At 71.1% G+C, this 13,280-nt stretch carries 9 protein-coding genes; 1 reads left to right on the top strand and 8 read right to left on the bottom strand.

What is annotated here, in order from left to right; translation table 11 throughout:
- Position 1: 1 nt before the first annotated feature.
- The 7 genes from ACFT32_RS41825 to ACFT32_RS41795 form a co-directional block, all read right to left on the bottom strand.
- The gene (locus tag ACFT32_RS41825; protein ID WP_382499666.1) at positions 2-1,294 is read right to left on the bottom strand and encodes an ABC transporter substrate-binding protein; all 1,293 of its coding nucleotides are present in this window, start codon (positions 1,292-1,294) and stop codon (positions 2-4) included.
- Between the two features lie 289 nt (positions 1,295-1,583).
- Entirely contained in the window at positions 1,584-2,621 is a 1,038-nt protein-coding gene (locus tag ACFT32_RS41820) for a LacI family DNA-binding transcriptional regulator (protein WP_382499664.1), read from the bottom strand.
- Positions 2,622-3,463: 842 nt separating this feature from the next.
- On the bottom strand, positions 3,464-4,480 hold the full coding sequence (locus tag ACFT32_RS41815) for a 1-aminocyclopropane-1-carboxylate deaminase (protein ID WP_382499662.1): 1,017 nt from the start codon (positions 4,478-4,480) through the stop codon (positions 3,464-3,466).
- Between the two features lie 27 nt (positions 4,481-4,507).
- The gene (locus ACFT32_RS41810; RefSeq protein WP_382499660.1) at positions 4,508-5,149 is read right to left on the bottom strand and encodes a GntR family transcriptional regulator; all 642 of its coding nucleotides are present in this window, start codon (positions 5,147-5,149) and stop codon (positions 4,508-4,510) included.
- A gap of 110 nt (positions 5,150-5,259) precedes the next feature.
- Positions 5,260-6,843 carry a TROVE domain-containing protein gene (locus ACFT32_RS41805; RefSeq protein WP_382499659.1) on the bottom strand — a complete coding sequence of 528 codons (1,584 nt, stop codon included), beginning with the start codon at positions 6,841-6,843 and terminating at the stop codon, positions 5,260-5,262.
- Positions 6,844-7,198: 355 nt separating this feature from the next.
- The gene (locus ACFT32_RS41800; protein WP_382499657.1) at positions 7,199-8,656 is read right to left on the bottom strand and encodes an alkaline phosphatase PhoX; all 1,458 of its coding nucleotides are present in this window, start codon (positions 8,654-8,656) and stop codon (positions 7,199-7,201) included.
- A gap of 155 nt (positions 8,657-8,811) precedes the next feature.
- Positions 8,812-10,239, bottom strand: a complete 1,428-nt coding sequence (locus tag ACFT32_RS41795; RefSeq protein ID WP_382499655.1) for a hypothetical protein — start codon at positions 10,237-10,239, stop codon at positions 8,812-8,814.
- A gap of 302 nt (positions 10,240-10,541) precedes the next feature.
- Here ACFT32_RS41795 and ACFT32_RS41790 point away from each other — a divergent pair, with 302 nt between their 5' ends.
- The gene (locus tag ACFT32_RS41790) at positions 10,542-12,371 is read left to right on the top strand and encodes an endonuclease/exonuclease/phosphatase family protein (protein WP_382499653.1); all 1,830 of its coding nucleotides are present in this window, start codon (positions 10,542-10,544) and stop codon (positions 12,369-12,371) included.
- Between the two features lie 50 nt (positions 12,372-12,421).
- Here the strand turns inward: ACFT32_RS41790 and ACFT32_RS41785 are convergent, their stop codons facing one another.
- Entirely contained in the window at positions 12,422-13,063 is a 642-nt protein-coding gene (locus ACFT32_RS41785) for a hypothetical protein (protein WP_382499651.1), read from the bottom strand.
- Positions 13,064-13,280: the final 217 nt, after the last annotated feature.

Genomic DNA, 13,280 nt, shown 5'->3' with positions numbered 1-13,280 from the left:
GTCAGCTCACCCCCACCCGGGACAGCGTGGTCTCGGCCGTGTTCACGGCGTCCCGCCACGCCCGGTCGGGGTTCTTGCCGAGCATCTCCACATTGGTCAGCTCCTGGAAGAACGGGGTGTTGGCGGTCTCCTCGTAGGGGCTGAAGTAGACGACCGGGGCCTTCTGGGCGGCCGGGCCGAAGACGTCGATGGGCTGCTGACCGCCGAAGAAGGGGTCGGGCTTGTGCATCGCCGGGTCGGCGTAGGCGGCCGGAGTGGTGGGGAACAGGGCCATCTCCTGGTAGCTCTTGAGCTGGTTCGCGGGGCTGAGCAGCCACTTCAGGAAGGCGAAGGCCGCTTCCGGTTCCCGGCAGTAGCGGGTCAGGGTGACGTAGGAACCGCCGTAGTTGCAGGGGCCGTCGGGCAGCGTGGTCAGCCGCCAGGCCCCGGAGGTCTTCGGGGCGGTGTCCTTCAGACCGTAGATGGCCCACACCGCCGTGGTCATGGTGGCGACCCGGCCTCCGCTCATGGCCGCGTTGAAGTCGGGCGTACCGTCCGTGATCCGGGCGCTGAGCTTCTGCCGGAGGATCTCCACGGAGAGATCCCAGGCGCGCCGGACGTGCTCCTGGTCGCCGATAAAGCGGTTGTCGGCGTCCACGAACTGCTTGGGGCTCTGGAGCAGGACCTGCTGGAAGACGTTGCCGATGTTGCTCACCAGGTAGGGCTTGCCGGGCCCCTTCGCCCGCAGTGTCCGCCCGGCGGCGATGAACTTCTCCCAGGTGGGCAGCCCTTCGGCGACATCCGCCGGTTCGCGGGGCAGTCCCGCCTTCTCGAAGAGGTCCCTGCGGTAGTAGAGCGCGGTGGGGCCGGCGTCCAGCGGGAAGCCGATCATCCTGCCCGTCGGGGTGAAGCAGGCCTTCCACTTCCAGTCGAGGTACTGGTCGCGGACGGACTCCGCGCCGAGCGTGCGCAGGTCGAGGAACTCGTTCTCGTCGGGAAAGAACGTGGCCAGGTTGTCGTTGTTGACGACCGTGAGGTCGGGGACGTAGGCGCGGGCGGCGAGGCTGGTGCGCACCTTGGAGTCGATCTCGCCGTCCGGGATCTGGGAGCCCTTCACCCGCAGCCCCGGTACGCCGGGGACGCCGCGCCTGGCGGTGGCGAGCAGCTTGTCGCTGAGCGAGCCCTTCCAGTACCAGAGGCTGAGGTGGTCCGTGCCGGCGGAGGCCGATCCCGCCGCGGTCCCGCATCCGGTCAGTCCGAGCAGGCCCGCTCCCGCGCCCCCCAGGGAGGCCCCCAGAAGGCGTCTGCGGGACATCGTTCGGTGTTCCATGGGCGCGCACTCGCTTTCCGGGCGTACCGCGGCCGGGGGACAGCGCTGCCGCGGGCCCGTTCTCACAGGGGATGGGGGGACGCTTCTGGGATGAGGAAGCGAAGACAACGATGTCGGCGGGCGCGTGGTAGTCGGGCCGACGGACTCGCGATGGGGATTTCTGGGGGGTCGTGAACGTTCACGTGAGCGTTGCCGTTGAGTATCGGGGCGGCCGAAAACCGGTGTCAAGGGAACTGCGCGGCAGATCTGCCGACGGGCACGACGGCCCGGGAGGTCACGCGGACTCGCGCACGACCAGTTCGGGTGTCACCCACGCGTCGGCGCCGCGCAGCGGCTCCTGACCGGCGCACAGCCGGGCCATCTGCTCCACGGCCAGCCGTCCCAGCTGCCGCTTGTCGATGTGCAGGGTGGTCAGGGCGGGGTCCACCAGCTCGCCCAGGGAGAGACCGTCGAAGCCCAGCACGGCCAGATCGTCCGGAACCGCGCGGCCACGGCGCCGGGCGGTACGCATCGCCCCGACCGCGATCAGGTCGTTGAAGCCGAAGACCGCGGTGATCTCCGGCCGTGCGTCCAGCAGCCGCTCCATGCCGGCCTCGCCCCCCGTCACGCTGTGCTCGGGACACAGCACGATCCAGCTGTCGTCGACGGGCAGACCGTGCCGCCGGACCTGCTCGAGGAAGGCCTGCTTGCGGGCACCGGATTCACGCTCGCCGTCGAGCATGCCGATCCGGCGGTGCCCGGCCCCGACCAGGTGGGCGATGCCCTGCTCGACACCGGCGGAGGCGTCGATGCCGACGGCCGCGAACCGGGTCTGCTGCGGGCCGCGCTCCAGGAGCACCAGCGGCACGCCCCCGAGGTGCCGGGTGAGCACCTCGTCCGAATCCTTGAAGTAGCCCACGACCGCGTCCGTCTGGTGGGAGAGCACGTCGAGCGCCTGCCGCTCCCTGGCCTCGTCGATCCGGGAGTCCCAGACGACGACCTGCCAGCCGCGCTGCTCGGCCGCCTCCAGCACCCCGGCGGCCACCTCGGGGAAGAACGGGTTGCGCAGGTCCGGGATGACCAGGCCCGCCGTCACCGCGCCCTTCTGGACGAGTCCGCGCGCGAACCGGCTGGGCCGGTAGTCCAGGAGCCGCGCCGCCTCCAGCACCCGTTCCTTGGTGCCCGGGTCGATCTCGCCCTTGTCGTTGACCGCCCGGGAGACCGTCTGGCGTGACACCCCGGCCAGGCGTGCGACGTCATGGATCGTGGCCCGGCGCCGGGCACCGTCGGGCCGCTCGTCACCCGGCTCCACCCGTTGTCTGTCGGTCCACACGCTGAGCACCTTATCCGGCGCCGGACACCGCCCGGCAGGGGCAGCGGGGCGGGCCGCTCGGTCACCGAGCCCGCTGAACAGCGTCAGCCGCAGGGCGCCGGGGGCTTCCAGCCGGGAGTTCAGGGACTCCCAGGGGGTGCATGTCGGCTCGGCGACGACCTCCGCTCCGGCGGCGGCCAGCTGTCGCCGTGACGGAGACGGGGCCGTCCACCTCGACCTCGTGAAGGCCGCATGCTCGGATCGGACTGCCGATCCAGGGGGAGCCGGGCCGGGCCGCCGGGCCGCCGGGCCAGGCAGGCCATCGGGCCGAGGGACGACCAGGCCTGACCGAGTGCAGGCGCAGCCGGATCGCAGGGCAAGCCGGACCGGATGACCACAGTGACCTCGGGCGCGCACAGAGCCTGTGCGGCGGCAGCGGCGGCCAGCGCCTCGGCGAGCCTGGGCGGCACCCCGCGCCGCCGCAGCCCGCCTCTCCACCGCGGCGCGAGCGTGAGCAGCGGCCGGACCGGATCACCGCCTCGGGCCGGACTGCCGAGCCAGAGCTAGCTGCCCGGCCGAGCTGGGCCGGGCCGTCGGGCCAGGCCGCATAGCCGAACAGCGGCGCCAAGCCCGCCGGATCGCCCGGCCGAGCCAGGCCGCCGAGCCGGATCACCAAGTCGGGTCGCCTGCCCGGCCGGACCCCTGGGTCCAGCCGACCCTCCGAGTCCAGCCGATCCACTGAGCCCGAGCCGACCCTCCGAGCCCGGCCGGATCCGCCGCAAACGGCGACCGCCACCCGGCGCCGCCCCGCCCGCGAGGCCGGGCAACTGCCACCCGGCGCCGCCCCGGCCCGAAAGGGCCCCTCAGAACAGCGCGCTGTACGCGTTCAGTGCCGGCTGCCCGCCGAGGTGGGCGTAGAGGACGGTGGAGTCGCGGCCGATCTCGCCGTTGGAGACCAGGTCGATCATTCCGGCCATGGACTTCCCCTCGTAGACGGGGTCGGTGACCATGCCCTCCGTGCGGGCGGCGAGCCGCATCGCCGCCAGGGTGGTCTCGTCGGGGACGCCGTACGTGCCCGCGTGGTACCGCTCGTCGAGTTCGACGTCGGACTCGGTCACCTCGCGCTTGAGACCGATGAGTTGCCCGGTGTTATGGGCGATCCGGGCGATCTGCGTACGGGTGGCGGCCGGCTTGGCCGAGGCGTCGATGCCGAGCACGCGCCGGGGCCGCCCGCCCGCCTCCTCCAGCGCGGCGAACCCCGCGACCATGCCGGCCTGCGTCGATCCGGTCACCGAGCACACGACCACGGTGTCGAAGAAGACGCCCAGCTCCCGCTCCTGCCGCACCACTTCATGGGCCCAGGCGGCGAAGCCGAGGCCGCCCAGCGGATGATCGGAGGCACCGGCCGGGATGGCGTACGGCTTCCCGCCGCCCTCCTCGACCTCCCTGAGCGCCTGCTCCCAGCTCTCCTTGAACCCGATCCCGAACCCGGCCTTCACCAGCCGCACATCGGCCCCGGCGAGCCGGCTGATCAGGATGTTGCCGACCTTGTCGTACACGGCGTCGGGCCAGTCCACCCAGCTCTCCTGGACGAGCACGCACTTGAGTCCGGCCCGGGCGGCGACGGCGGCGACCTGGCGGGTGTGGTTGGACTGCACCCCGCCGATCGACACGAGCGTGTCACAGCCCTGGGCGAGCGCGTCGGCGACCAGGTACTCCAGCTTGCGGGTCTTGTTCCCGCCGTACGCGACACCGGAGTTGCAGTCCTCGCGCTTGGCCCAGAGGGAGGCGCCCCCGAGGTGCTCGGTCAGCCGCTCCAGGCGGTGGACGGGCGAGGGCCCGAAGAGCAGGGGGTACCGCTCGTACGAGGAAAGGGGCATGGGTCCTCCCGGGTTCGGGGGTCGGTCTCAGTCGGCGAGTTCTTCCAGGCCCCGCCAGATCTCCGCCGTGACGCGGACCGCCTCGGCCACGTCACCGGCCGCACAGGCCCCGATCAGCCGCTCGTGCAGCCCGGCCGAACGGCAGCTGCCGCCCTGGCCGAAGCGCCGTCGCTCCAGGCGCCGGATGAGCGGGGTGTAGCGGGCGACGGTCGCGGCGGCCGCGCGATTGCCGCTCACCCGGACGAGGACCTCGTGCAGCGCGTCGTCGGCACGCAGGGCCGCGTCCACGTCTCCGGAGCCGACGGCGGCGGCGAACCGCTCGTTGGCGGCGCGCATCGCCTCGATGTCCGCGGCCTTCAGCCGGGGCACGGCGACCCGCGTCACCAGCTCGTGCATGGCGCCGACCACGGCGGCGGCGTCCCGCACGTCGGAGGCCACGAGCGGCGTCACCCGTGTGTAGCTCTGCGGCTTGCTCTCCAGCAGCCCCTCGTCCACCAGCCGGGAGAACGCGTCCCGCACCGGCGCCCGGGACAGCCCGAGCCGCTCCGCGAGCTCGGCGTCCCGCACCACCGCACCGGGTTCGATCTCCCCGGCCACGATGGCGTCCCTGATCGCCGCGTACGCCCGGTCCCTGAGCAGGGTCCGGGACACCGGCCTGATGGCCTCCATGAACTGAAATGTTAGATGTCAGCCACCACCGCACACAAGAGGCAGGGGCGAGAGCGCAGCCCGGACAAGACCGTGGCCCGCACTCCCCTCGCGGTGCGGGCCACGGCCTCTCAGGCCGCCCAGGGCCAGTCGGCGTCCCGGGAGGCCTCGATCAGCGGAACCATGCGGAAGCCCGCGTCCGAGAGCCCCCCGAACGTGTGCCGGTTGCCCTTCCCCGACGGGCCGTGGCCCGCCCGGTATCCGGCGAGGTTCCAGGTGTAGACCGGCACATCGGCCGGGATCTGCTCGGTCGGGTCACCCATGCGGTGATGCGTGTACTGCTCGTCGGTGACGATCAGCACCCGGTCGTGCTTCCGGTAGTGCCGGCGCACCGCCTCCGTCGTGTCGGTGCCGCCCAGGTCGCCGAAGCGGTCCAGGATCTTCAGCACCGACTCGCCCTCGCGGAACCGCACGCGGTCGCTCGTCGAGCCGAACTCGACCAGGTCCGCGCGCTGTGCCCGCAGCGCGAGCGCCGTACCGAAGACCGCCGCCGCGTCGGCGCGGTTGAGCTCCGAGCGGTCGGACAGCCGGGACCAGAACATCGAGCCCGAGCGGTCCACGAGCACCAGCGTCCGGCCGGGCAGCGCGGGCACGTTGGCCAGCGAGTGACCGAGGGCCCGCTCCAGCGCGTACGACCAGCGCAGCGACGGCGCGTGCTGGTACGCGGCGAGGTACCGGAAGGGGAACTGCCGCGAGCGCGCGACCTCCGCCGGGTCGCTGATCCGCGCGGCGACCCGCTCGGCGACCTCGTCGGACACCCCGGCCTCGTCGAAGTTCCGCAGGTTGCGCACGAGCGCCATGGTGCCCATGGACGGAATCACGGCCTCCCAGGCCGCCTTGTCCATCGGCCCCTGGAGCCAGCCCGCCAGCGTCTCCCAGGTCATTCCGGCGGCGGCCAGCCGCTCGGCACCGCCCTCGGCGGTCACGACCGCCCGCCGCTCCTCGACCGGCAGCGCCATCAGCTCGCGGTGCGCGCCGAGGACACGGTCCGCCGCGGGCGGTACCGCGGTGTCGGGGTTGTGCCGCCGGTCGAGGGCGTAGCGGAACAGCTCGCCCTGCCACGGCTTGTCCGGGTCCGGGGCCGCGTGCACGAGGTTGAGGATGTCGCCGAAGCGGTAGCCCTTGGAGGCGGTGTCGTACTTCAGCAGCGCCTTGCCGTGGTACAGGCGGCGCACGGCGTCGGCGACCCCACGCTTGACCGGCTTCGGCACGTTCCGCCCGTACATCGCGGTCCAGTACGCGAGCAGTTCGCCGGGCTCGTCGGGCCGCTGGAGCACCGAGGCGACGACCTGCCGGTTGGACGGGCCGTCGGTCGCGCCCGCGTCCAGGCGGGCCTTGACGTACTCGGCGGCGCCGACGACGGAGGCCGTGCGCAGGTTGCCCTCGCCGCGCAGCCAGCCGAGCAGGCCGGCCGTCCAGGCCGGGTCGGTGACGGCGAGTTGGCGCACGAGCTTGGCGAAGCGGTCGTCGCGGTCGGCGCCGGACTCGTAGAAGGTCTGCTGGGAGACGAAGTTCGAGACGGCGAGCAGGAAGAGCTCGGAGCGGGCATCCCGCTCCCGGCCTCGGCCGCCCTCGTAGGTGCGCAGCACACGCCCGGTGGACGTGACGCGCGAGACGGGACGCGCGCGGGCTGCCTTGGAGTTGAATCGCGCCATGATGAATTCCCCCGAATTCGTTCTTGCTTATCTATTTCCGGGGGAGACGCTGCATGCGAGAAAAGAGGTGGGTGCCCGAGAACCGAAGTCGGCGACGGACTTATTCAGATGCTCTACCCATTGAGCTACGGCGACCCGAAGTCGTCGGCGGGACTCGAACCCGCAACCCTCCGATCCCAGGAAGTAACCGTTGCCTGCGCACCGGGCACCCACCACATGCTGCGCCTCCCGAGATCAAGTCGGCGGCGGCGTCGGATTCTTTGGAAGAGAAGTAGCCGCTGCCATCGCACCGGGAGGTGCGTGACGTTGTGATCTCACTGTAGGAGGCGCAGCGCGGGCCTTGCGACCGAATTAATTACCGCTTCTGGCGCTTCCAGGGGCCGGTGATGGCGAGCAGAATGCCCGGGGTCTGAATGTTGGCGTACAGCGTCCGGCCGTCGGGCGAGAAGGTGACGCCGGCGAACTCGCTGTACTCGGGCTCCTCTTCGGTGCCGATGTTCAGGTCGTTGCGGGCGATCGGGTACGTACGGCCGCTCTCGGTGGCACCGAAGAGGTGCGAGACGCCCTCGCCGTCCTCGGCGAGGACGATGCCGCCGTACGGGGAGACGGTGATGTTGTCCGGGCCGTCGAAGGCGCCGTCCTTGGAGGGGTCGGGGTTCACGCCGAGCAGGACCTTCAGCGTCAGCGTCCGGCGCTTGGGGTCGTAGAACCAGACCTGCCCGTCGTGCTGGACGGGGCTCTCCTCACGGGCGTACGAGGAGACGATGTAGGCCCCGCCGTCGCCCCACCACATGCCCTCCAGCTTGCGGGCGCGGGTGACCTGGTCGTCCTTGAACTGCTTGCGCACGGGGGTGGTGCGGGCGTCGCGGTCCGGTACGTCCAGCCAGTCGACGCCGTACACGGTGCCGATCTTCGTGGCGCGGGACAGGTCGTCGACGAACTTGCCGCCGGAGTCGAAGCACTTGGGCGCCTGGAGGACACCGGCGTCGTCGGCGAGCTTGCGGAACTTCCCGGGGCCGTACTCGAAGCCCTTGGGCGGGGTCCAGCGGAAGAAGAGACCGTTGGGGCCGGAGGCGTCCTCGGTGAGGTAGGCGTGGCCGCGCCTGGGGTCGATGACGACGGCCTCGTGGTCGTAGCGGCCGAAGAACTTCAGCGGCTTGGGGCTGCGGTTGGCGCGCCGGTCGCACGGATCGACCTCGAACACATAACCGTGGTCCTTGGTCATGCCGTTGACGCCGGCCTTGTCGGAGTTCTCCTCGCAGGTGAGCCAGGTGCCCCAGGGGGTGCTGCCGCCGGCGCAGTTGGTGGAGGTGCCTGCGATGCCGACCCACTCGGCGACCCGTCCGTCGGGGCGCACCTCGACGACGGTGCAGCCACCGGCGGCGGCCGGGTCGTAGACGAGGCCCTCGGTGAGCGGCACCGGGTGCTCCCAGTTGGCGCGCGGGCCCTTCAGCTCGTGGTTGTTGACGAGCAGGGTGGTGCCGCGGGGACCGTCGAAGGTGGCGGTGCCGTCGTGGTTGGACGGCGTGAACTCACCGGACTCCAGCTTCGTCCTGCCGCTGTAGGTGAGGATCCGGTACGTGAAGCCGGCGGGCAGGGCGAGGATGCCCTTGGGGTCCGCGACCAGCGCCCCGTAGCCGACTCCGTGCCGGGCGTCCGCGGACGCGTCCCCCGCGCTGTCGGTGTCGGTGTCGGTGTCGTAGGACGCGAGGGCGTTCGGTGCGGTGGCGAGGGCGCCGACACTGCCCGCCAGCGCGACACCGGCACCGGTGATCGCGGAGGTTCTGGCGAAGTCCCTGCGGGTGAGCGACATGGTGTCTCCTGTGACGGTGAGTATGCCGTGGAGGGTGGCGGACCTCGTTCGGGCGACACCGTGCCGTTCAGCCATGAACGCCGGTTGAACAACACCCCAGGGGCGCGGGGAACTGCGCGATAAGCCAAGACGGCGCCGCACCCGCAAAGGCAAGGTCAACCACTCTGTTGCGACCGCGCCTTGAACGCAGCCTTCCGAGCCTCCTTGGCGACCTTCTTGTCCGGATGCAACCGCCCCATCGCCTCCAGCACATCAGCCACAGCAGGATGATCCACCCGCCACACAGCCGCGAAGAACCCACTGTGCTGCTGGGCAAGCCCCTGAACCAGCGCCCGCAACTCCTCGGAGTTCCCTTCGGCGGCAAGCTGCGCGGCCACCGTGTCGATGGTCAGCCAGTAGACCATCGCCTCGGACGGCGCGGGCACATCCGCCGCCCCGTGCTCGGTCAGCCACACCCGCGCGAGCCCGCCCAGCTCGGCATCGTCGAGCACCTCCCGCAGCGCCGGCTCGGCCGAGACGCCCACCAGGGAGAGGGCCTGCTGACACCGCAGCCGCCGCAGGGGCGCACCGGCGTCCGCGCCACGGGCCGCCGCCAGCAGCTCCCGCGCGGAGGCGAGGGAGTCACGGCGGGCCAGCCACTGCTCGGTCTCGGCCTGCGCCGCGGCCGGCGGGAACGCCGCCGTGCCGTCGAGCAGCGCGTCGGCCCCCTTGTCCGCGAGGTCCCCGACCGCCGGTGCCTCGAACCCGGCCTCCAGCAGCCGGGCACGCATCCCGTACAGCCCGAGCGGGGTGAGCCGGACCATGCCGTACCGGGAGACGTCGGTGTCGTCGACGGGCGCCGCGGGCTCCTCGTCGGCGTCGGCCATGAGCGCCTCGTCCACCGGCTGGTACTCCATGAACCCCACCGGCTCCAGCATCCGGAACTGGTCGTCCAGCCGCATCATCGCGTCGGACACCTGCTCCAGGACGTCGTTGGTGGGCTCGCCCATGTCGCTGGGCACGATCACCGACGCGGCCAGCGCGGGCAGCGGCACCGGCGCCTCGCCGGGCGTGTCCTCGCCGACGGTCAGCAGATAGAGGTTGCCGAGCACTCCGTCGAGGAACTCGGCCTCGGCCTCGGGATCCCAGTCGACGGAGGAGAGGTCGAGCTCGTCGTTCTCGTCGACGAGATCCGCGAGCCCCTCCAGGTCGGGCACGCTCGCGTCGGCGAGCACCGTCTCCAGGGCCGCGAGCCACAGGGCGAGCACGTCCTGCGGCGAGCCACCGGTGAGCAGGGCCAGGTCCTCGCCCGCCCGGACGGTGCCCTCCTCCTCGTCGACGACCTCGACGAGCCCGGCATCCACGGCCACCCGCCACGCCTCACTGGCGTCGGCGGCGGCATCGTCCCCGCTCAGCCCCAGCGTCTCGGCCGCCGCGGGAAGCTGCTCGTCGACGAGCCCTCCCCCGGCGTCGACGCGGGTGTCCGGCCCGGCCCAGCGGGCGAGCCGGGCGGCCCGGGACAGCAACGGCGTGGACAGTGCGGCACGTGCCAGCTCCGCTTCGGAGTGCAGCCGCACCGGCGGCAGGGGGGAGCTGTCTGACATCGGCTGATTCTCCTAGGGCGCCTCATACGACTCAGCCGCTCAGCCTAGACGGATTTCCACCCATGCCGCCCACTTCATCTCACCGTCAGCCGCCGTACATGGCCGAAACCTTGACAAGTGACGTGACCAGGCTGGAGATTGACGCGCGTAGAAGTCGGCGGACAGTTGTTCACCGGGCCGGCCCCACCCGCCCCCGTCCACCGCCCGCTACGCGCGTCACACCGCCCGCCCCACAGGTAGCGGCAGCCAGTCCACGCACCACCCTCGTCCCGGCACCTGTCATGTCCCCGGAGGGAATCCCGTTGCCGAGCAAGTCGTCCGCGCGTCTCGCCGCGCTCACCGTCGCCGCCGTGTGCTCCGCGGCATCCACGATCGTCCTCACCACCCCCGCGCACGCGGACTCGGTCCGCGTCCACGACGTCCAGGGCAGCACCCGGACCTCCCCGTACGCCGGGAAGCAGGTCACGGACGTGGCCGGAATCGTCACCGGCATCCGGACGTACGGTTCCTCCCGCGGCTTCTGGATCCAGGACCCGAACCCGGACGCCGACCCGGCGACCAGCGAAGGCGTCTTCGTCTTCACCAGCTCGACGCCGAAGGGGGTCGCCGTCGGTGACTCCGTCACGGTCAGCGGCACGGTCTCGGAGTACGTCCCCGGTGGCACCGCCTCCGGCAACCAGTCGCTGACGGAGATCACCAAGCCGACGTTCACGGTCCTCTCCAGCGGCAACAAGCTCCCCGCCGCCACCACCATCACCTCACGGTCGGTCCCCGCCACCTACGCGCCGGCCGGCGACACCGCGGCGAACGGCTCGATCAACGCCCTGCCCCTCAAGCCCTCGAAGTACGCCCTGGACCACTACGAGGCGCTGGAGGGCATGACCGTCAGCGTCTCCGACACCCGTGTCGTGGGCGCCACCGACCCGTACACCGAACTCTGGGTGACGGTGAAGCCGCACGAGAACCGCAACCGCAACGGCGGCACGGTCTACGGCTCCTACGACGCCCAGAACGCCGGCCGCCTCCAGATCCAGTCCCTCGGATCGACGGCCGACTTCCCGAAGGCGAACGTGGGCGACACCCTCACCGGCACGACGGCGGGCCCGCTCGACTACAACCAGTTCGGCGGCTACACCCTGGTCGCGAGCGAACTCGGCACGCTCAAGACCAGCGACCTGAAGCGCGAGACGACCCGCAAGCAGCGCGGCGGCGAACTGTCGGTCGCGACGTACAACGTCGAGAACCTCGACCCGTCCGACGGCACCTTCGCCGAACACGCCGCCGCGATCGTGAACAACCTGAAGTCGCCGGACATCGTGTCCCTGGAGGAGATCCAGGACAACAACGGCGCCACGAACGACGGCACGGTCGCCGCCGACCAGACCCTGACCAAGCTGATCGACGCGATCGTCGCGGCCGGCGGCCCGAAGTACGACTGGCGCTCGATCGACCCGGTCAACGGCGCCGACGGCGGCGAGCCGGGCGGCAACATCCGCCAGGCGTTCCTGTTCAACCCGGAGCGGGTCTCCTTCACCGACCGCGCGGGCGGCGACGCCACGACGGCCACCGATGTGACGAAGATCCGCGGCAAGGCGCAGCTCACGCTCAGCCCCGGCCGCATCGCCCCCGCCGACGAGGCCTGGAAGAACAGCCGCAAGCCGCTGGCGGGCGAGTTCGCCTTCCGCGGCCGCACGGTCTTCGTGATCGCCAACCACTTCAACTCCAAGGGCGGCGACCAGGGCCTGACCTCCCAGTACCAGCCGCCGTCCCGCAGCTCCGAGACCCAGCGCCACCAGCAGGCCACGCTGGTGAACGGGTTCGTCAAGGACATCCTCGACACCCAGAAGAGCGCGGACGTCATCACGCTGGGCGACATCAACGACTTCGAGTTCTCGAAGACCGCGAAGCTCCTGGAGGGCCGCGGCGAACTCTGGTCGGCGGTCAAGTCGCTCCCTCGCAACGAGCGTTACTCGTACGTCTACCAGGGCAACAGCCAGGTCCTCGACCAGATCCTGATCAGCCCGTCGATCCGCCGCGACTGCGACTTCGAGTACGACAGCGTGCACATCAACGCGGAGTTCAACGACCAGATCAGCGACCACGACCCCCAGGTCCTGCGCTTCCGCCCGTAACCCACAAGGGCCGGCTGAACAACCGCTTCAGCCGGCCCACCCCATCTCACTCACCCCGGCACAAGCCCCAGAGCATGCCGATACCGGCTCCCGCTCGTCGCCCCATCACTCCCTGACACAGCCAAGGCATCGTCATAGGCCTGGTCGCTCTCCCACTCGGCGTAATTCAGCACATGCCCGCCATCGGTACTCAGATGGAAGTGAGCGGAGATCAGCCCGGCGTGCCCCTCCTTCACCACCAGGTCGACCCACTCCTCCGGCCCCGCCCCGGCACCTGCACCGTCCTCGAAGTCGATCCGCACGGTGACGATCAACCCCGGCACCCGCACGTCCCCGACGGCCCTCTCCAGGCTGCGATACCGCCGGTACCTCCCGAGCCCCACGCGCTCGATTCCCGGCACGGCTGTGTCGATCTCGTCGACCCGCTCCTGCCGATGGGTCTTCACAAACGCCTCGAAGGCATGCTCACCGCTCCACTGCGAGTGGTGCATCAGCGTGGACCCGTCATGCCCGGCGTACACGTGATACCCCAGCAGCCCATCAGCGGGCCAGGGCCGCCGCTCCCACGTACTCCCGATCGCCTCCACAGTCCGAACCTGCCGCTCGGGCGTCCCCACACGCCAGGTACTGAAGAGGGGAGCACCGATACGCGGGTCGGTGAGATCGGGGTGCTGCTCGGTCCGACGGCTCATTGCACACTCCAGTCACGGTTCGCCGAATGCGTGCACACCACCTTTCAATCTCAACCAAGCTTGAGGTCAAGCGAGGGTTTCCAGGCACTCAGCGTTCGAGCTGGTGCCGGGTGGGTCCGCAGCCCGGCGGAACGGGGTGCCGCTGCGCCCACCCGTGCCGCCCTTAGCGGCACGATTGCCCGCAGCTAGGCGGGGCTGGCGCCCGTGGCCAGCGCCC

The sequence above is a fragment of the Streptomyces sp. NPDC057002 genome, assembly GCF_042673825.1.
Taxonomy (GTDB): Bacteria; Actinomycetota; Actinomycetes; order Streptomycetales; family Streptomycetaceae; genus Streptomyces.
This window is presented reverse-complemented; position numbering and strand designations above follow the sequence as displayed.